Annotated in this window: 15 protein-coding genes; 12 read left to right on the plus strand and 3 right to left on the minus strand. The window is 71.4% G+C overall.

The window, feature by feature from the left end; translation table 11 throughout:
- The first annotated feature begins 23 nt into the window (after nucleotides 1-23).
- A complete protein-coding gene (locus OG194_RS35220) occupies nucleotides 24-794 on the plus strand; it encodes an SDR family oxidoreductase (RefSeq protein WP_327404807.1) in 771 nt (256 codons plus the stop codon).
- A gap of 5 nt (nucleotides 795-799) precedes the next feature.
- Entirely contained in the window at nucleotides 800-1705 is a 906-nt protein-coding gene (locus tag OG194_RS35225; RefSeq protein ID WP_327404808.1) for an SDR family oxidoreductase, read from the plus strand.
- A 123-nt stretch (nucleotides 1706-1828) separates the two neighbouring features.
- Here the strand turns inward: OG194_RS35225 and OG194_RS35230 are convergent, their stop codons facing one another.
- Nucleotides 1829-2716: a hypothetical protein gene (locus tag OG194_RS35230; protein ID WP_327404809.1), complete on the minus strand. Its 888-nt coding sequence runs from the start codon at nucleotides 2714-2716 to the stop codon at nucleotides 1829-1831.
- Nucleotides 2717-2896: 180 nt separating this feature from the next.
- Here OG194_RS35230 and OG194_RS35235 point away from each other — a divergent pair, with 180 nt between their 5' ends.
- The 3 genes from OG194_RS35235 to OG194_RS35245 all read left to right on the plus strand — a co-directional run bounded on the left by OG194_RS35235 (nucleotide 2897) and on the right by OG194_RS35245 (nucleotide 6880).
- Complete coding sequence (locus OG194_RS35235) at nucleotides 2897-4300, plus strand: hypothetical protein (protein WP_327404810.1); 1404 nt, start codon at nucleotides 2897-2899, stop codon at nucleotides 4298-4300.
- 76 nt (nucleotides 4301-4376) lie between these two features.
- On the plus strand, nucleotides 4377-5627 hold the full coding sequence (locus OG194_RS35240; RefSeq protein WP_327404811.1) for an AAA family ATPase: 1251 nt from the start codon (nucleotides 4377-4379) through the stop codon (nucleotides 5625-5627).
- The gene (locus tag OG194_RS35245; RefSeq protein ID WP_327404812.1) at nucleotides 5624-6880 is read left to right on the plus strand and encodes a vWA domain-containing protein; all 1257 of its coding nucleotides are present in this window, start codon (nucleotides 5624-5626) and stop codon (nucleotides 6878-6880) included. Before OG194_RS35240 ends, OG194_RS35245 begins: the two co-directional genes overlap by 4 nt.
- A 52-nt stretch (nucleotides 6881-6932) precedes the next feature.
- Here the strand turns inward: OG194_RS35245 and OG194_RS35250 are convergent, their stop codons facing one another.
- Nucleotides 6933-8708 carry a glycoside hydrolase family 35 protein gene (locus OG194_RS35250; RefSeq protein WP_327404813.1) on the minus strand — a complete coding sequence of 592 codons (1776 nt, stop codon included), beginning with the start codon at nucleotides 8706-8708 and terminating at the stop codon, nucleotides 6933-6935.
- 96 nt (nucleotides 8709-8804) lie between these two features.
- Between OG194_RS35250 and OG194_RS35255 the strand changes: the two genes are divergently transcribed.
- From OG194_RS35255 to OG194_RS35280, 6 genes are all read left to right on the plus strand, one after another.
- Nucleotides 8805-9695, plus strand: a complete 891-nt coding sequence (locus OG194_RS35255; RefSeq protein ID WP_327404814.1) for a helix-turn-helix domain-containing protein — start codon at nucleotides 8805-8807, stop codon at nucleotides 9693-9695.
- A gap of 59 nt (nucleotides 9696-9754) precedes the next feature.
- Complete coding sequence (locus tag OG194_RS35260) at nucleotides 9755-10105, plus strand: chorismate mutase (RefSeq protein ID WP_033286773.1); 351 nt, start codon at nucleotides 9755-9757, stop codon at nucleotides 10103-10105.
- Between the two features lie 152 nt (nucleotides 10106-10257).
- Nucleotides 10258-10806 (plus strand): response regulator, encoded by a 549-nt coding sequence (locus OG194_RS35265; RefSeq protein WP_327404815.1) that lies wholly within the window; start codon nucleotides 10258-10260, stop codon nucleotides 10804-10806.
- A gap of 56 nt (nucleotides 10807-10862) precedes the next feature.
- Nucleotides 10863-13457 (plus strand): aminopeptidase N, encoded by a 2595-nt coding sequence (pepN, locus tag OG194_RS35270; protein WP_327404816.1) that lies wholly within the window; start codon nucleotides 10863-10865, stop codon nucleotides 13455-13457.
- Nucleotides 13458-13667: 210 nt separating this feature from the next.
- On the plus strand, nucleotides 13668-15035 hold the full coding sequence (locus OG194_RS35275) for a pyridoxal phosphate-dependent decarboxylase family protein (RefSeq protein ID WP_327404817.1): 1368 nt from the start codon (nucleotides 13668-13670) through the stop codon (nucleotides 15033-15035).
- Nucleotides 15032-16483 carry a lysine N(6)-hydroxylase/L-ornithine N(5)-oxygenase family protein gene (locus OG194_RS35280; protein ID WP_327404818.1) on the plus strand — a complete coding sequence of 484 codons (1452 nt, stop codon included), beginning with the start codon at nucleotides 15032-15034 and terminating at the stop codon, nucleotides 16481-16483. Before OG194_RS35275 ends, OG194_RS35280 begins: the two co-directional genes overlap by 4 nt.
- 53 nt (nucleotides 16484-16536) lie before the next feature.
- Here the strand turns inward: OG194_RS35280 and OG194_RS35285 are convergent, their stop codons facing one another.
- Complete coding sequence (locus OG194_RS35285; RefSeq protein ID WP_327404819.1) at nucleotides 16537-18342, minus strand: bifunctional metallophosphatase/5'-nucleotidase; 1806 nt, start codon at nucleotides 18340-18342, stop codon at nucleotides 16537-16539.
- Nucleotides 18343-18480: 138 nt separating this feature from the next.
- Between OG194_RS35285 and OG194_RS35290 the strand changes: the two genes are divergently transcribed.
- Nucleotides 18481-19197, plus strand: coding sequence for an SIMPL domain-containing protein (locus tag OG194_RS35290; RefSeq protein WP_327404820.1), 717 nt, complete (start codon nucleotides 18481-18483; stop codon nucleotides 19195-19197).
- Nucleotides 19198-19266 lie beyond the last annotated feature (69 nt).

Raw genomic sequence — 19266 nt, forward strand, 5'->3', positions numbered from 1 at the left:
ACCACCCTGCCGACGATCGCCCTGTGGACAACTCGCGCGACGCCCCGCTCGCCGGCAGAACCGTCCTTGTCACCGGCGGCACCCGAGGCGTCGGCGCCGGTATCGCACGGGCTTTCGCCGAGGCCGGTGCCGAGGTGCTGACCTGCGCGCGCAGACCGCCCGAAAACCCCGTCAAGGGAACGGAGTTCAGGCCCCTCGACCTCCGCGACCCGGACGCCGTACGGGAGTTCTTCGCCGCGCTGCCCCGACTCGACGTCCTCGTCAACAACGCGGGCGGCGCACCGTACCGCCCACTCGTCGACGCGGAGGCCGAACGCCACGCGCGGATCATCGAGTTGAACCTCCTCGCCCCGCTCACCGCGTCCCTCGCCGCGTACGAACACCTCAAGCGGGCCAAGGGCTCGGTCGTGATGATCGGCAGCGTCAGCGGCAGCCGGCCCTCGCCCGGTTCGGCGGCGTACGGGGCGGCCAAGGCCGGTCTGGAGAACCTGGCCCGTTCGATGGCGGTGGAGTGGGCGCCGGACATCCGGGTCAACACGCTCGTCGTCGGCATGGTCCGCACGGAGCTGGCCCACCTCCACTACGGCGACGAGGACGCCATCGAGGCCGTCTCCCGAACCGTTCCGCTAGGCCGGCTCGCTGCCCCCTCCGACATCGGCGCGGCGGCGGTCTTCCTGGCCTCCCCCTCCGCCGCCTACATCAGCGGGGCGAGCCTTCTGGTCCACGGGGGCGGGGAACGACCGGCGTTCCTCGACGCGGCAACTGCCAACAAGGGGAAGCGAGTTGAAGGGTGATCGAGATGAGCGGAATCTGTGACGGGCGGGTCGTCGTCGTCACCGGCGCGGGGCGGGGGCTCGGCCGCGCCCACGCCCTCGCGTTCGCGGCGGAGGGTGCCCGGGTGGTCGTGAACGACCTCGGCGTCGGCCTGGACGGCGCCCCGGACCCGGACAGCCCGGCCGCGCAGGTCGTCGCCGAGATCCGCGCGGCGGGCGGCGAGGCGGTGGCCCACGGCGGCGACATCGCCACGGACGCCGGTGCCGCGTCCCTGGTCGCGACCGCGCTGGAGACCTACGGCCGGCTCGACACCCTTGTGAACAACGCGGGTTACCTGCGCGACCGGATGCTCGTCAACCTCGACGAGGACGACTGGGACGCGGTGATGCGGGTCCACTTGAAGGGCCACTTCCTGCCCCTGAAACACGCGGCGGCGCACTGGCGGGCGGAGGCGAAAGCCGGCCGTACTCCGGTCGCCCGGATCGTCAACACCAGTAGCGGGGCAGGGTTGTTGGGCTCGGTCGGGCAGGGCAACTACAGCGCCGCCAAGGCCGGCATCATCGGCCTGACCCTGGTCGCGGCGGCCGAACTCGCCCGCTACGGAGTCCAGGTCAACGCGATCGCCCCCGCCGCGCGGACCCGCATGACGGAACACGCCTTCGCGGAGACCATGGCCGCGCCCGGCTCCGGGTTCGATGCGATGGCGCCGGAGAATGTGTCGCCCTTGGTGGTGTGGTTGGGGTCCGGGGCCAGTGCTGGGGTTACCGGGCGGGTTTTTGAGGCTGAGGGTGGGCGGATCACCGTTATGGAGGGGTGGCGGGCGGGGCCGAGCGTGGACAAGGGGGAGCGGTGGGGGGTGGGGGAGGTGGGGGAGACGGTGGTGAAACTCCTTGCGGAGACGGGGGTTCCGGGGGCGGTCTACGGGGCGTAGGTGGAGACGTTCTACGTCAACTTCTCAGCCAACTGCCACGGGTGGTGGGTGGGCATAGGCCTGGGGGTCTGGGGGCGGAGCCCCCAGGGACGCCCGCGTCAACACCAGTCACCTGAAAGGGACTTACGTGTCGCACTCCAACACCGTCCGGCACAGAGAACACCTCGCCCGTACCCGCCCCCGCACCGGCACCCGGATGCGCTGATGACACGTAGGGCACGGGAAGGACACCCGAAGGCTGCCACCCCGGTCCCCGCTGAAGGCGTACGGCACGCCTGGCTGAGAACCCGGCCCGGGGGCATGCCGGCGGTCATGGGCGTACCGGCGCCGCCCCGCCCACCCCGCCGCGGTCAAGGGTGGTTGCTGCTCGTCACGCCGGGCCTGGGCCATGCCCTTGACGTACGCCGTGTAGGCCTGGGGACTGGTGAACCACACGGAGGGATCCTCGCCGAAGACCAGGGCCCGCTTCGCGAGGACGTACCCGAACTCCTCCGGCGTGAGATAGCCCAGCTTCTGCGAGGACGCCGAGTCCTCCCGGTACGCGTCCAGCAGCAGCCACCCCGCGCCCAGATACGTCGCCGCCGTGTCCGTGAGGATCTCGTTCTCACGGGTGCCGGGGAAGGACAGGTCGAGGCGGTGCAGATAGACGTGCATCACCTCGTGCGCGAGAGCCGCGCCGATGTCCCGCCGATGCGTGCGGAACCGGTCGTTCAACTCGATGAAGTACTCGGGCCCCGCGGTGAGTTCGACGTTCGCCGCATGCGTCATCTCACGGAAGCTGATGATCGGCCGGGCGTCCGGGAGCCGGTAGTGCCGGACCATCTCGCGCGCCACCCGCTGCGCGCCCAGGTGCAGGTCGTCCGTGTCGCAGAACGCCACGTCGACGGGGGCCACGCTGGTCGCGAACGTCTGGACGGTGTCGTAGGACAACCGCTTGTAGAGCGCGGTGATGGCGTCCCGCACCGTATCGAGGTGCGGGTAGCCGTGCTCGACCGGTCCGTCGTCCGCCACGTCCACAACCCCCAGAGACGCCCTGAACCCGCATCCACTGTATGCCGGTGCGCACGAATGCACGCCCCTGAAATCCCCCTGACAGATCGCGGACGGGGAGGTTATGCTCCCCGCGATGACGACGATGACTGTTCACTTCGTACAGAGATCGGGGGTCCCGTCCGCGCAAGGTGAGAGCTGATGCTCCCTCACACCGCGAACGGGGATTCCCGACTTTCCTTCTGGCCGCGCGTGCGCGAGTTCGCCGTGCCGCCCTCCATGATCGAGACCGCTACGGTCCGTCGGCACGCCGGGGACTGGGCGGGCGCCTGCGCCGCCGCGGGCGTGGACATCGATCTCGACCTACGGTCCGTAGCGCGCACCCACGGCCGGGAACTGGCCGCCAAGGTCCGCGCCGATCTCCGCCGACTCGCCCCTGACCTGCTCCGTTGGCATCTGCCGAGGATCGCGCCGGACGGCCTGCTGCGCCCGGGACTGACCCTCACCCTGGCCCGCTACGGCGACGAGGGCGATGGCGTTGGCGATGCCACGGGCCCGCCGTATCTGGTGGTCCGGACTCCGCCCGCCTGGGCGGACGGCGGTCAGCGGATCAGCCTCGCGCTGTGGGACGGCACCCGCCGTGCCGCCGACGCCCGTCGGCATCCGCATCCCCGGCCCAGCCGTTGGTTCCGCCTCGACCTGCACCGGCATCTGTGGGACGCGGGGAGGAGCGGTGAGCTGCGGGCCCGGTCGGGAGCGGACCGGCCGGAGATGCCGGACCCTCCGGAGGTGTCGGGGACGGTGCCGGAGGGACGCCACTGCGCCGTCGACCGATGGGCGGCGGAGGCGGCGATCCTGCTCCACGCCGAGGGACGTACGACCGGTCCCGTCACGGTACGGCTCGGCTCCCGGCACCGGCTCGCGCTGACCCTGGACCCGGTCGAGGACACCCTGCACATCGCACCCGCACCGACGGACCGCGGCGCCACCGCACCACCGGTCCTCCCGGACGCGGCGACCTGGGTCCTGCCCGACCTGGAACTGCTCCGCACCGGTTCCATCGACGCCGACCAACTGCATCCACTGGTCGCCGCCGCACTTGTCCCGGATCGGCCTCGGCCCCAACCGCACGCTTCCACGCGGATGTTGGACCGGGCGGCGGTGGCAGGCCAACCGCACCTGATCGACTGCCGGGGCGCCCAGCACCGTATCGGCCTGGTCGACGGCGTACTGGCACCCCTGGACCACGATCCGGCCGAGATCCGCCGCGAGGAACTGCTGGTCGCGCTGACCGGCACCCCGCTGCCCTGCCTCCAGGCCATCGACGAGGCCCACCGTCACCCGGACTGTCTCACCGGCGTGCGCGAACGTCTCGTCCACGGGGACACCGCCGGCGCGCTGGCCGTCGTAGAAGGACTGCTCGGTCCGGACGCGGTGCTGCGCGGTGGCGCGTTGCGGGACGAACTCCGGGCGGCTGCGGAACGGCGGCTCGTGTACGGGCTGTTCAGGGCGGGCCTGGCCGAACCGGGCCCACGGTCCGGCCACTTCTTCCCGGGACTTCCGCACCCCCAAAAGCTCCGCCCCCGCCGCACCACCGGCCACTGACCGCACGGGACTTCGCCCCCGCCGTCACCCACGCACGCCTCACCTCACCCCAACTCGACCCCAAAGGTGACCACATATGCCCACACGCACCCTGTACGCCGCCCTCAACCCCGCCGACCCCATCCCCTCACCCGCCCAACTCGACGTCGCCGAGGACTTGTTGACCCTCCTGCGCGACACCACCACCGAACCCCGCCCCGACACCCAACTGGAGGCCCTCACCCTCGCCGTCGCCGCCGACCTTCCCGTCCTGCTGTGGGGCGAGCCGGGTATCGGCAAGACGGCCGCGCTCACGCAGCTCGCCGCCGCTCTGGACCTGCCGTTGACCACGGTGATCGCCAGCGTGCACGAGCCGTCCGACTTCTCCGGGCTGCCCGTCGTGGGCGACGATCCGGCCGAGCAGGGCGTCCCCATGGCGCCGCCGGACTGGGCCGTACGGCTCGTGCGGGCGGGGCGGGGGCTGTTGTTCCTGGACGAGTTGTCGACCGCGCCGCCGGCCGTGCAGGCCGCGCTGCTGCGGCTGGTGCTGGAGCGGCGGATCGGGGCGCTGCGGTTGCCGCCGGGGGTGCGGATCGTGGCCGCCGCCAACCCGCGGTCCTCGGCGGCCGACGGCTGGGAGCTGAGCCCGCCGCTCGCGAACCGGTTCGTGCACCTTCAGTGGACCCACGACCACGAGGTCGTCGTACGCGGACTCGGTGGCACCTGGCCCCGGGCGACCCTGCCGCGGCTCGACCCGGAGAAGCTGCCCGAGGCCGTGGACTTCGCGCGCCGCGCGGTGTGCGGGTTGCTCACCGGCCGCCCCAAGCTCGTCCACCAACTGCCCAGCAGTGAGACGCGGCGCGGTGGCGCCTGGCCGTCGCCCCGGAGCTGGGAGATGGCGATGAGCCTGATCGCGTTCGCGACCGCGGCCGGTTCCTCCCGGGAGGTGCTGTCCCTGCTGGTCAGGGGCACGGTGGGGGACGGTCCCGGCCTGGAGTTGCTGGCCTGCGTGGACCGGATGGACCTTCCCGACCCCGAGATCTTCCTCACCGACCCGACGGCCGGTGAGCTGCCTGCGCGCGGGGATCTGCGCCAGGCCGTGCTCGACGGTGTGGTGGCCGCGGTCCGCAACCGTCCCGACCGGGCCCGCTGGGACGCGGCCTGGGCGCTGCTGGTCCGGGCGTTGGAGACCGGCGCCCCGGACCTGGTCGTCGTCCCCGCGACCACCCTCGCCTCGCTGCGCCGCGAGGACTGGGACGTACCCCCGGCCATCGAGCGACTCGCCGGAGTCGTCACCCTGTCGCAGCGGGCGGACCGCGCCGCCGAGGCGGCGAAGGCCCGCCGATGACCGCGCAATCAGCGACCGGCCTCGACCTCGACAAGCTCTTCGCCGCCCGCCTCTACGCCGCCCGCGCCCGCCCCTACCTCGCCACGGCCCTGTTCGCCCTCCACACGGTCGAGTCGCGTCAGGTCCCGACGATGGCCGTCGACCGGCACTGGCGCTGCTACGTCTCGCCGGGTTTCGTGGACCGGATGTCCGTCGAGGACCTGGCCGGCGTCTGGGTCCACGAGGTCTCGCACCTCCTTCGCGACCACCACGGGCGCAGCGACCGTGTCGCCCGCGAGCGCGAACTGACCGGTCCGGGGGAGCGGTTGCGGATGAACATCGCCGCCGACATGGAGATCAACGACGACGCGTACGGCGACGGCCTGGTCACCCCCGAAGGTGCGGTCCAGCCGGGGAAGTTGGGGCTGCCCGCCGGGAACCTGATGGAGGACTACCTGCGCTGGTTCCAACTCGGCCCGCGCACCCAGGAGTTGGCGTGGCTGGACTGCGGCAGCGGCGCCGACGGCCTTGACCGGGGCTGGGAGTTGGGGCCCGACGGCGCGCACGGACTCAGCGAGCAACAGCGCGACGCGGTCCGCTTCCGGGTGGCACAGGGCATCACCGGCCACCCCGGCAGCGCCCCCAGCGGGTGGCGACGGTGGGCGGAGGACGCGTTCCATCCGCCGCAGCCGTGGCGGGAGTTGCTGGGCGCGGCGGTCCGCTCGGCGGTCTCCGCTCCGGGCGTGGGCGAGGACTACACCTACGGAAGGCCCTCGCGCCGCTCGGTGTCACTGCCCGGCATCGTGCTGCCGAGCCTGCGCCGCCGGCCGCCCCGGGTGTGCGTGGTGATCGACACCTCCGGGTCGGTCAGCGACGCCGAGCTGGGCAGCGCGCTCCTCGAAGTCGCCGCGATCTCCCGGGCCGTGGGCGGGCGCCGCGACCTGGTCTCCGTGGTGTCCTGCGACGCGGCCGCCCAGGTCGCGCAACCGCTGTGCCGCGCCGAGGGCATCGAGCTGCTGGGCGGCGGCGGCACGGATCTGCGCACCGGCTTCGCCAAGGCGCTGCGCGGGCAGCCCGACGCCGTCGTCGTCCTCACCGACGGCCAGACACCCTGGCCGGAGTCACGACCGCCGTGCCGGACGGTGGTCGGCCTGTTCCCGCGCCGGCACGAGGACGGGGCGTCGTACGACGAGGACGACCCCGACTACGTGCCGGACACACCGCCCGACTGGGCGCGGGTGGTCGAGATCGGGTCCGTGCCCGTCGGCCGATGATCCCTCGGCCCTCTCCAGACCCTCCAGAGCCCTAGAGACCCCTCAGAGCCCGCTACAGACCCTTCAGCGTGAGGGCGAACTCCGAAGGGCCCGGCGCCTCTTGAAGCTCCAGGACCCACACGTCGTTCACGCCCTCCCGCAGCACGGCACCGGGGACGTACAACTCCCGTTGCGGCCCGGCCGACCAGTACCGCCCCAGATTGAACCCGTTGACCCACACGAACCCCCGTGTCCAGCCCGGCAGTTCGAGCAGGGCGTCCCCGGCGCCGCGCACCTCGACGGTGCCCCGGTACAGCCCGGGGGAGCCGTCCGCGGGCAGCTCCCGCAGCGGCACCCCCTCGACGTCGTCCAGAGAGTCCAGCGAGTCGAGCGCGTCCAACCGCAGCCCACGCGCGCGTACGTCGTGCAGATACTGCCGCTCGTGCAACAGCCCCCCGGTGATCCCCTTCGCCTCCCCGAGCCGCGGCCCGTAATTGACCCTCCCCAGGGACTCCACCCACAACTGCACACGCGCGTGCCCGGCGACGGGCTCCTTGAGCTGTTCGTCGCCCTCCGTGAGGACCCCGGCCTGCTCCCCGTCGACATACACCACCGCGAGGTCCCGCAGCCCGCGCGCGGTGAGCGGATACGGTACGCGCGGTCCCGGAACGGTCACTTCGTAGCGGACGATTCCGCGGTCCACGTCCAGTTCCTCGAAGGTCGGCGGCACCGGACCCTCGGTCTCCGGACCGCCGCGCGCCTCCAGTACGGCGGCCAGGGGCGTCCAGCCGGTCAGGCTCACCCCGGCCGGGGCGCCCAACACTGCCGGGGCGGGCGGGAGTTCGGGCAGCGGGCCGTCCGCGTACGCGGCCAGCACCTCGCGGAAGCGCCAGAACTTGTCCGTGGGGCGCCCGTACTCGTCGATCGGGGCGTCGTAGTCGTACGACGTCACATCGGGCTCCAGCGGGCCCTCGTGCAGCGCGCCGCCGCCCCGGTTGGCGCCCGCCCAGCCGGCGAAGTTGGTGCCGCCGTGCGCCATGTAGAGGTTGACCGACGCGCCGCACTCCAGGATCTCGCGCAGCGCGTCCGCCGCGTCCCCGGCATCGCGGACGACGTGCTCGCCGCCCCAGTGGTCGAACCAGCCGCACCAGAACTCCATGCACATCAACGGCCCTTCGGGCTGATGCCCGCGCAGCGTCTCGAAGGCCACGCGCGCGTGGGACCCGAAATTCACCGTCGCGAGGACACCGGGGACCGAACCGCCGTTCAGCATGAAGTCCTCGGGACCGTCCGAGGTGAACAGCGGAACCGTGACCCCCTGGTCCCGCAACAACTCCTCCACGCGCCGCAGATACACCGAGTCCGAGCCGTAACTGCCGTACTCGTTCTCGATCTGCACCATGATCACCGGGCCGCCGCGGTCGAGCTGCCGGGACACGACCTCGGGCAGCAACTCCCGGAACCAGCGCTCCAGGTGGTCCAGGAAGCGGGCGTCACGCGTACGCGCGCGTGCCCCCAGTTCGCCGGTCAGCCAGTGCGGCAGCCCGCCGTTCTCCCACTCCGCGCAGATGTACGGCCCCGGGCGCACGATCGCCCACAGGCCCGCCTCCCGCGCGGCGTCCAGGAACCGGCCCAGCGCCCGGACGTCCCGGAAGTCGCCCGGCGCCGGCTCGTGCAGGTTCCACGGGACGTACGTCTCCACGCAGTTGAGGCCCATCGCCCGCAGCATCGCCAGCCGGTGTCCCCAGCTCGCCTCGTGCACCCGGAAGTAGTGCAGTGCCCCGGACAGCAGCCGCACCGGCCGCCCGTCCAGCAGAAAGTCCCTGTCGCCCACCGTGAACTCACTCATGCCGACGACTCTCTCCCCTTGGCGCCGATCACGTCCATGGACAAAGATCGCCGCTACTTGGACCGAGCGGACCGAACACCGTGTGAGGGGGCGCCGATGTACCACACCTGGATGCGTTTCTTCACGCCCACACCCGCCCACCACCGCCTCGGTCTCGCCTGCCTCGGCGTGGGCCTCCAGCACGGCGCCCTGCCCACCGTCGGACCCCGCACCCTCGACCACCACGTCGCCGTCGTGATCAGCGCGGGCGGCGGCTGGTACCTGGGCCCCGACGGCCGCCGTACGACCGTCACCGCGCCCGCGCTGCTGTGGCTCACCCCCGGAGTGCCGCACCACTACGCGCCCGACCCCGGCGGCGGCTGGGACGAGGGGTTCGTCGACTTCACCGGGCCCGCGACCACGACGTACACCGAACTCGGCTACATCGAGCCGGAACGGCCCGTGGTGGCCCTCTCGGACGCTGCCGGACCCCGTGCGGTCATCGGGCGCATGGCCCGCGCCGCACGCCGTGGCAACCCCCTTCTGGAGGTGGAGACCGGCGCCGCCGTCCACGAACTCCTGGTCGCCCTGCGCCGCGCCCGCGCCGACCTCGCCCCCGACGGCGACCCGGTCCTCCAGGCCCTCGCCCGCGACGCCTGCCTGCCGCTCACCGTCGCCGACCACGCGGCCCGGCACGGCATGAGCCCCGCCGCCCTGCGCACCGCCGTCCGCCAGGGCGCCGGATGCAGCCCCAAGGACTACCTCCTCGGCATCCGCCTGGGCCGCGCCAAGGAACTGCTCGCCGCCACCGAACTCCCGGTCGCCGCCGTCGCCCGCCGCGTCGGCTACGACGACCCCGCCTATTTCAGCCGCCTGTTCACCCGCCGCGTCGGCATGCCACCCGTCCGCTTCCGCGCCCAGCAGGGCCGTACCGTCCCCGGCGGCTGGAGCGACCAAGTGCCCGACCCGGCCGATCCACCGATCATCGAGTGGCCGCACGCCACATAGGCGCACACCACACAGGGGCCGATCATCGAGTGGTCGCACGCCACGTAGGGTGGTCGCCCATGACCACCAGCACCAACGGAACCGGTGACGTCGACCCCGCCGTGCGCGAGGAGCTCGCCCGGCTGCGCGACAGCATCGACAACATCGACGCGGCCGTCGTCCACATGCTCGCCGAACGCTTCAAGGCCACCCAGCAGGTCGGTGTCCTCAAGGCCACCCACCGGCTGCCGCCCGCCGACCCGGCCCGCGAGGCCCGCCAGATCGAACGCCTCCGCGCGCTGGCCGAAAGCGCCAAGCTGGACCCGGCGTTCGCTGAGAAGTTCCTGAATTTCATTATTGGTGAGGTGATCCGCCACCACGAGCGCATCGCGGAGGACGCCGTGAACGGCGGTTCACCCACGGCGAACTGACCTCGCGCGTCCGGTAAGGGGCGTGACAGCGGGGCGAGTTCGGGGCCATGCTGCGCTGTGCACTCCTTGTGCACTCCATGTCAGTCGACGGGCACACCCCGTCAACGCCTGCGTCATAAGCTGGTTGTCCCACGCGGGAGGGACGTCGGGCCATGCCGTCGGATGCCGAGATCCTCATCGTCGACGACCATGAGGACACGCTGTACGCGCTGGAGAGCGCCCTGGCCCCGCTGGGCTACCGGCTCGCCCGCGCCACCAGCGGCGACGAGGCGCTCAAGCAGGTGCTCCGCGGCCGGGTCGGCCTGCTCCTGCTCGACGTGCGCATGCCCGGCGTCGGCGGCCTGGACGTCGTCCGCTACCTGCGCCGCCTGGAGCAGACCCAGCACATCCCGGTCCTCCTCCTCACCGGCTTCGGCCCCGACCCCGAGACGACCGCCGCCGCCTTCACCCTCGGCGTCGCCGACCTCGTCATGAAACCCGTGGACCCCTGGGCCCTGCGCACCAAGGTCCGCTACCTCTACGACGCCCACCAGCGCCACCAGGCCCTCGAACGCGAGGTCCGCGAACTCCGCGCCCTCCTCAAGGACCCGCACGAACCCCGCCCCGCCCTGCCCCACCCGGACGCGCACGTGCCCTACCAGCGCGACGCCCGGAACCCCGCCCCCACGCCCACACCCACGCCCGCCTCCGACCGGACATAAGCCGCGTACGGAACCACCCCTGTGCCATGTCAGTGCCATCAGGCAGCATGTCCTGCATGTCCGTACTGACGCGCGACGAAGCGCAGACCCGTGCCAGGCTCCTCGACGTCCACCGCTACACGATCGAACTCGATCTGACGACGGGCGACGACACCTTCGACTCCCGCACCGTCATCGCGTTCACCGCTCGTGCCGACGCGGACACCTTCGTCGAACTCAAGCCCGCCGAGCTGCGCTCCGTCACCCTCGACGGCCGCCCCCTCGACCCGGAGCACCTCGTCGAGAACCGGCTCCCGCTGCCCGGCCTCACCGCCGGTGAGCACGAACTGCGCGTCGACGCGAGCATGCGCTACTCCCGCACCGGCGAGGGCATGCACCGCTTCACCGACCCCACCGACAGCGAGACCTACGTCTACACCCAGCTCTTCATGGAGGACGTCCAGCGCGTCTTCGCCGCCTTCGACCAGCCCGACCTCAAGTCCGTCTTCGACCTCTCCATCAAGGCCCCCGAAGGCTGGACCGTCCTCGCCAACGGCATCACCGAACACCTCGGCGAAGGCCGCTGGCAGGCCGCCCCCACCCCCCTCATCTCCACCTACCTCGTCGCCGTCGCCGCCGGTCCCTGGCACTCGGTGCGCACCGAACACCGCGGCCTGCCCTTCGGCATCCACTGCCGCCGCTCGCTGGCCCCCCACCTCGACGCGGACGCCGACGAGATCCTCGACATCACCCGCCAGTGCTACGACCGCTACCACGAGAAGTTCGAGGAGCCCTACCCCTTCGACTCCTACGACCAGGCCTTCGTCCCCGAGTTCAACGCGGGCGCCATGGAGAACCCCGGCCTGGTCACCTTCCGCGACGAGTTCATCTACCGCTCCGCCGTCACCGACACCGAGCGGCAGACCCGCGGCATGGTCATCGCCCACGAGATGGCCCACATGTGGTTCGGCGACCTCGTCACCCTCCAGTGGTGGGACGACATCTGGCTGAACGAGTCCTTCGCCGAGTACATGGGCTACCAGACCCTCACCGAGGCCACCCGCTTCACCGACACCTGGACCGACTTCGGAGTCGTCCGCAAGGCCTGGGGCTACGACGCCGACCAGCGCCCCTCCACGCACCCCGTGGCTCCGGAGAACGTCGACGACACGGCCTCCGCCCTCCTCAACTTCGACGGCATCTCGTACGCCAAGGGGGCTTCCGCGCTACGGCAGTTGGTGGCCTGGCTCGGCGAGAAGGACTTCCTCGCCGGCATCAACACCCACTTCGCCCGCCACAAGTTCGGCAACGCCACCCTCGCCGACTTCATCGACTCCCTCGCCTCCGGCACGGAACGGGACGTTCACGCGTGGGCGGACGTATGGCTGCGCACGACGGGCGTGGACACCCTCACGCCCGAAGTCCGCGCCGAGGACGGAAACTGGCACCTCGACATCGGGCACCGAGGCAGCCCCGGAGTCTGGTCCAAGCCCGACCCCAGCCAGGACCGGGACGGACTCACCCACCTCACCACCCTCACCTCGTCCCCCGACATCCGCCCGCACCACATCACCATCGGCGTCTACGACCACGACCTCCACGACGCGAACCGCCTGACCCTGCGCACCCGCCTGGAAGCGGACCTCCCTCGCACCGGCAACATGGGCATCAGCGCTTCGGGCCCGCGCCCCGCCCTCGTCCTCCTCAACGACGGCGACTTCACCTACGCCAAGATCCGCTTCGACGCCGAGTCCCTCGAAACCGTCCGCACCAGCCTCTCCGGCCTCCCCGAACCCCTCACCCGCGCGGTCGTCTGGAACGCCCTGCGCGACGCGGTCCGCGACGGCGAACTCCCCGCCTCCGCCTACCTGGACGCCGCCCGCGCCCACCTCCCGCACGAGACGGACCTCGCCCTCGTCCAGGGCGTCCTCGCCTTCGCCTCCACGCAGGTCACCGACCGCTACCTCACCCCCGAGGCCCGCCCGGTCGCCCTCGCCACCCTCACCGCCCTGTGCCGCGACCTCATCCGCCGCACCGAGGACGGCTCCAACCCCGGCCTGCGCCTCATCGCCGTACGCCACTTCATCGACGTCGCCGCGCACCCCGACACCATCGCCGCCTGGCTCACCGAAGGCACCGTCCCCGGCGGCCCCGAGCTGGACCCCGAGCTGCGCTGGCGCGTCCTGTCCCGCCTCGCCGTCCTCGGCGCCACCGACGAGCCCGCGATCGCGGCCGAGTTGGAGCGCGACCCGTCCGCCACCGGCCAGGAGGGCGCGGCCCGCTGCCGCGCCGCCCTCCCCGACCCCGAGGCCAAGCGCACGGCCTGGGAGGCGATGTTCATCTCGGACGACCTCTCCAACTACCTCTTCACCGCGACGGCCCAGGGTTTCTGGCAGCCCGAACAGGCCGACCTGGTACGGGAGTACATGCCCCGCTTCTTCACGGACGCGGTGGCCCTCGCCACCCGCCGGGGCCCCGCCATGGCGGACGCGGCCGGCCGCTGGGCCTTCCCCGCCTACGCCATCGACCCCGAAACCGTCCGCCTCGGCGAGGAATGCCTCCGCGACGCCGACCTCATCCCGTCCCTGCGCCGCAAGCTCGTCGACCAACTCGACGACCTGGGGCGCGCTTTGAAGGTACAGGGGGTGCAGTCCAGCCCGTCCGGCGTCTGAGGACGAGGCCCCTTCAGGGCCGAAGGGGGTCTGGGGGCGCAGCCCCCAGCAACGCCAGCCCCAACACCGGCACCCGTACCAACACCAACACCTCGCACTGAACAACACCCTTTCGGGTTCCGATCGTTGTTCTCCCCGGGCGCGTCGACTCATCCGGGTCCAAGCTGGATTTCCCCGCTGGAACCCCCTGCCCGCGCCCCGGAGGACAGCATGAGCAGCGCACCCCTCGCCTCAGGCCCCGAAGGACCCGACGCCCTGCGGCCGTTGCTCGACACCGTCCTCGACGCACTCGGCACCGGACGCAGGGCCCGCGGCGGCCCGTTCCCCGCGGGCGGCCCCGACGCGGTCGCCGCCCGTATGCGGGACGCCGTAGGGGACGTACTCCCCGATGACGGCGATCCCGACGCCCTGCGCACCCTCGTGCACGCGCTCGCGGAAGGCGCCGCCGACCCCGCCGACCCGCTGTGTGCGGCGCACCTGCACTGTCCGCCGCTCGCGGTCGCCGCCGCGGCCGACCTCGCCGTCAGCGCGCTGAACCCGTCGCTGGACTCCTGGGACCAGGCCCCCGCCGCCTCCGCCCTCGAAGCCCTCGTCACCCGCACCCTCGCCCACGAGATCGGTCTGGCCGATGCCCTCGTCACCACCGGCGGCACCGAAGCCAACCAACTCGCCCTGCTGCTCGCCCGTGAGGCCAACGGCGGCAGCGTGCGGTTGGTCTGCGGAAGCAACGCCCACCACTCCCTGCCCCGTGCCGCCTGGCTCCTCGGCCTGCCCGACCCCGTCGTCGTCCCGGCCCCCACCGGCACCCTCGACCCCGCCGCCCTCGACGAGGCCCTCACCGCACTGCCGGGTCCTCGTGGTTCCGTCCTGGTCGCCGCCACCGCCGGTACCACCGACGCGGGACTCATCGACCCGCTGCCCGAGATCGCCGGCCTGTGCGCCGCCCACGGCGCCCGCCTCCACATCGACGCCGCCTACGGCGGAGGCCTCACCTTCAGCGACCGCCACCGCGACAAACTCGCCGGCCTCGACCGCGCCCACACCGTCACCCTCGACCTGCACAAACTCGGCTGGCAGCCCGTCGCCGCCGGCCTCCTCGCCGTACGCCACCCCCGCGACCTCGCCGCCCTCACCCAGCGCGCCGACTACCTCAACGCCGACGACGACACCGAAGCGGGCCTGCCCGACCTCCTCGGCCGCTCGATGCGCACCACCCGCAGACCCGACGTCCTCAAGCTCGCCGTCACCCTGAAGACCCTCGGCCGCACCGGACTCGGCACCCTCGTCGACCAAGTCTGCGCCCGCGCACGGGAGTTCGCCGCGCTGATCCGCGACCACCCCGGCTTCGAGCTGTACGCCCCGCCCGTCATCAGCACCGTCCTGTTCCGGCCCGCCGACGCCACCGACGACGCCGTGGCCGCCGTACGCCGCCGACTCCTCACCGACGGCCGGGCCGTCCTCGGCCGGGCCGCACTCGACGGCCGGCTCTGGCTCAAGGTCACCCTCCTCAACCCCCACACCCGGCCCGACGACCTGGCCGCCCTCCTGAAACTGGTGGAAGGAAACACCCCCCGATGAGCCACCCCCCGACGGGTCACCCCCAGACCCCCAACCCCCCACGCCCGGAACCCGAAGCACCCCGCGACCTGGTCGGCATCGGCATCGGACCGTCCAACCTCTCGCTGGCAGCCCTCGCCCACCCCCTCACCGAACTCGACACCGTCTTCTACGAACAGCGCCCCGGCTTCGACTGGCACCCCGGCCTGCTCATCGACGGCGCGACCGTCCAAGTCCCGTTCCTGGCCGACCTGGTGACCCTCGCCGACCCCGCCAGCCCCTGGTCCTTCCTCAACTACCTCAAGGACCGCGACCGCCTCTTCCCCTTCTACTTCGCCGAGCGCTTCCACATCCAGCGCGCCGAGTACGACGCCTACTGCCGCTGGGTCGCGGGCAGCCTCCCCGGACTCCACTTCGGCCACCAGGTCGACGCCGTCCGCTTCAACCCCGAACGCGACGTGTTCGAGGTCGACTTCACCCAGCTCGACAGTGACGGAGAAGCGGAAGCCCTCGGGCGGACGTACACCAAGAACATCGTCCTCGGCGTCGGCACCGCCCCCTACGTTCCCGACCCGCTCAAGCCCCTCGTCGAAGCACCCGGCGTCCCCGTCATCCACGCCGCCGACTACCTCGCCCACCGCGAAACGTTTCTCGCCGCCGACCACATCACCGTCATCGGATCGGGACAGACCGGCGCCGAGGTCTTCCTCGACCTGCTCCGCCACCGCCCCGCGGGACACGAGAAACTCCACTGGATCGGCCGCAGCGAGGCCTTCGCCCCCATGGAGTACTCCAAGCTCGGCCTGGAGCACTTCACCCCCGACTACACCCGCTACTTCCACGCCCTCGCCGAAGGAGTCCGCGACCGCCTCGTCACCTCGCAGTGGCAACTCCACAAGGGCATCGACGCGGGCACCATCGCCGCCATCCACGACGAGCTCTACCGCCGTACCCTGCAAGGCGGTTGGCCCGACGCCGTGCTCACCCCCGGCGTCCGCGTCCGTACCGCGGGACGCATCGCGACCACCAAGGTCGAGCTCCACCTGGAACACCTCCAGCAGAACACCCGCTCGCGCCTCACCACCGACGCCGTCGTCCTCGCCACCGGCTACCGCGAACGCCCCCTCGACCGCATCCTCGCCGGACTCGACCCCTACCTGCGCCGCGACAGCGCCGAACGCCCGCGCATCGACGACCAGTTCAGGCTCGTGCTCGATCCGTCCGTCACCGGCTCGGGCTGCCAGGTCTACGTCCAGAACGCCGAACTCCACACCCACGGCGTCGGCGCCCCCGACCTCGGCCTCGCCGCCTGGCGCAGCGCCACCATCCTCAACTCCCTCACGGGGAAGGAGCCTTACTCCCTCCCCGGCCGAACGGCCTTCACCACCTTCGGACTCGACCCCCAGGTCCAGATCCCCCCGGCCCGCCAGGCGGCCCGCACCCTCACCCCGCTCGTGGAAGGACGCTAGAAAGGGGCCCGGCGGCAACCAGAACCGCCGGACCCCTCAGAGAACCGAACGCCCTAGAAAACCGGCGTTCCGTTCCGCGTCAACTTCCAGTCCACCGAGGCGAAGTCGGCCGGATCCAGCACACCCTTCGCGGTCGCCCACTCCGCGATCCGCGTCCGGATCTCCGTCGACTCCGACCACACCTCGGTCGCCGACGCCACATGCGGGAACGCACCGCCGCCGTTCGCCCGGTAGTTGTTCACCGCCAGCACGAACTGCTGCGTGTCGTCCAGCGCCGCACCGTTGTAGGTGAGGTTCTTGATCCGCGAACCGGCCGCCTGCGCGACGTCGATGTCGTACGAGAACCCGGACACGTAGTCGTAGTTGTAGTCCGGGCGGCCGTTCGCGTTCGTCAGCTTCTCCGTGTCGATCACCGCGTCAGCCGCCGTCTGTACGAAGTACTCCGCCGAGTACTCCAGGTACGCCCGCACCTGAGCACCCGTCAGCAACTTCGCGACCAGCGTGTTGTCGTACACGTACAGACCCGACAGATCCCGGATCGTCACGTTGCCCGCCGGGATCTCCGACGTCCGCGAGAACGGCGACGCCTGCGCGATCACCGGCAGCGACGCGTACGCCGTCCCCACCAACGCCGCCTTCACCACGTCCTCCTGGACCTTGGTGATCAGGTCGATGATCGGCGCGTCCTTGTACCGCGCGTCGACCGTCGTCAGCGTCGCCGTCGCCGTACCGACGACCTGGTTGACGTACTCCACGACCAGCGCGTGCTCGTCCTTCAGCAACCCCGTGATCTTCGGGTCGTCCGCGACGGTCTTGGCGTCCCGCAGCGACGCCGCCACCGACTCGACGGTCCAACGCCCCTTCTCGAAGACCAACTCGACGTCGAACACGCTCAACCGCTCGGCGTAGCACAGCGGTTCGGACAGCACGACCGTCTTGCCCGTCGCCGTGTTGGTGACCTTCAACTCCGGGATCTCCACATGCGCGTGGCCCACGAGAATCGCGTCGATCCCCGGCACCTGCTGCGCGACGAGCGCCGCCGAGTTCTCCACGTACGGCAGCTGGTCACCGTACGACGACGTCCCCGACGACCCCGAGTGCGCCGACACGACGACGACGTCCGCCCCCATCGACCGCAGCTTCGGCACCCACTTAGCCGCCTGCTCCTCCAGCCCCGGGAACGTCAACTTTCCCTGCACATACGCCTTGTCCCAGATCGCGATACCCGGGTTCGTCAGCCCGAGCACCGCCACCTTCACCGGCGGAGCGCCCGGCACCTGGAACGTCTTGATGAAGTACGGCGGGAACGCGGGCTTCAGCGTCTTCGCGTCCAGCGCGTTCGCCCCGAGCAGCGGGAATCGGCACTGGTCCTCGAACTTCCGCAGCGTCTCGATGCCGTAGTTGAACTCGTGGTTGCCCAGCGCCGCAGCGTCGTACCCGATCGCGTTCATCGCCTGCGCCATCGGATGCACCGGCCCGCCCTTGGCGGTGATCGGGTCCACCTTCGCGAAGTAGTACGTCAGCGGGGTGCCCTGGATCGTGTCGCCGGCGTCCAGCAGCAGCGTGTTCCGCCGCCCCTTCTCCTGGCGGATCTGGTTCACCAGGGTCGAGACCCGCGCCAGACCCATCGCGTTGCCCTTGGCGTCCGCGTACTCCGCGTCCTTGAAGTAGTCCCAGTTGAAGACATGCCCGTGCAGATCCGTCGTGCCCATGACGGTCAGCGAGTACCGCTTCGGGTGCCGACCCGGCTTCTTCTTCTCCGCGGCCTGCGCCGCCGGAGCCGCCGCCGCACCGGCCAGCGCCACCCCCGCGCCCGTCACGGCGGACTTCTTCAGGAACTTCCGGCGGTTCAAGGGCATGTCTCGATCTCCTCGGGAAACGGTCAACAACGCGCGTAGATTCTGACCTGTTTCTTACCTGGCGCAACAGCCCCCGCAGGTTTCGATCTGGTGACCACCACAAGCTGTGACCCACCGGTGAATGACACAGTGGGACGCATGACCACGCCCACAGACGAACCCCAAACCCCCGTCCCCTACGGCACCCCCGACGCCCCCCGCATCGCCGTCCGCGGCGAGGCCCGCCTCGAAGTCGACCCCGAGATCGCCCGCATCGGCATCACCGTCGCCGCCCGCGGCACCGACCGCCGCACCGCCCTCGACGACCTCACCCGCCGCAACGCCACCGTCCTCGACCTGGTCAAGAGCTACGGCGAAGCGGTCGAACGCCTGGAGACCGGCGGCTTCTCCATCACCCCGGAACTCACCAAACACGGTCGCGGCGAACGCGTCCACCGCTACCACGGCAGAGTCAACATCACCGCCGAACTCGTCGACTTCACCGCCCTCGGCGAACTCACCACCCGCCTCGCCGACCTCGACCTCACCCGCGTCGACGGCCCCTGGTGGGCCCTGCGCCCCGACTCGCCCGTCCACCGCCAGGCCCGCCAGCAAGCCGTACGCGAAGCCGTCCAACGCGCCCGCGAATACGCCGAAGCACTGGGTACGACGCTGGCCGCACTCGTGGAACTGGCCGACATCGGTGCCGAGAACGCCCAGACCTACGGCGCCCCCCAGGGCCGTATGCGCTCCATGTCCTTCGCCGGCGGCGGAGGCGAGGACACGGCCGCCGCACCCCTCGACCTCGAACCCCAACGGCAACACGTCTACGCCCAGGTCAACGCGCGCTTCACGATGGCACCCCCGCGCCTGTAAGCCCACCCTTCAATTCGACCATTCGAACGCTCATTGGAGCAGCCCGCCGCACATTCAAGCCTTGTCAAT

It is taken from the genome of Streptomyces sp. NBC_01288 (assembly GCF_035982055.1).
Taxonomy (GTDB): domain Bacteria; phylum Actinomycetota; class Actinomycetes; order Streptomycetales; family Streptomycetaceae; genus Streptomyces.

Coding starts and splice junctions, on each gene's coding strand:
- OG194_RS35225 (WP_327404808.1), top strand. CDS start 800: ATGAGCGGAATCTGTGACGGGCGGGTCGTCGTCGTCACCGGCGCGGGG.
- OG194_RS35235 (WP_327404810.1), top strand. CDS start 2,897: ATGCTCCCTCACACCGCGAACGGGGATTCCCGACTTTCCTTCTGGCCG.
- OG194_RS35240 (WP_327404811.1), top strand. CDS start 4,377: ATGCCCACACGCACCCTGTACGCCGCCCTCAACCCCGCCGACCCCATC.
- OG194_RS35245 (WP_327404812.1), top strand. CDS start 5,624: ATGACCGCGCAATCAGCGACCGGCCTCGACCTCGACAAGCTCTTCGCC.
- OG194_RS35250 (WP_327404813.1), bottom strand. CDS start 8,708: ATGAGTGAGTTCACGGTGGGCGACAGGGACTTTCTGCTGGACGGGCGG.
- OG194_RS35255 (WP_327404814.1), top strand. CDS start 8,805: ATGTACCACACCTGGATGCGTTTCTTCACGCCCACACCCGCCCACCAC.
- OG194_RS35260 (WP_033286773.1), top strand. CDS start 9,755: ATGACCACCAGCACCAACGGAACCGGTGACGTCGACCCCGCCGTGCGC.
- OG194_RS35265 (WP_327404815.1), top strand. CDS start 10,258: ATGCCGTCGGATGCCGAGATCCTCATCGTCGACGACCATGAGGACACG.
- pepN (WP_327404816.1), top strand. CDS start 10,863: ATGTCCGTACTGACGCGCGACGAAGCGCAGACCCGTGCCAGGCTCCTC.
- OG194_RS35275 (WP_327404817.1), top strand. CDS start 13,668: ATGAGCAGCGCACCCCTCGCCTCAGGCCCCGAAGGACCCGACGCCCTG.
- OG194_RS35280 (WP_327404818.1), top strand. CDS start 15,032: ATGAGCCACCCCCCGACGGGTCACCCCCAGACCCCCAACCCCCCACGC.
- OG194_RS35285 (WP_327404819.1), bottom strand. CDS start 18,342: ATGCCCTTGAACCGCCGGAAGTTCCTGAAGAAGTCCGCCGTGACGGGC.
- OG194_RS35290 (WP_327404820.1), top strand. CDS start 18,481: ATGACCACGCCCACAGACGAACCCCAAACCCCCGTCCCCTACGGCACC.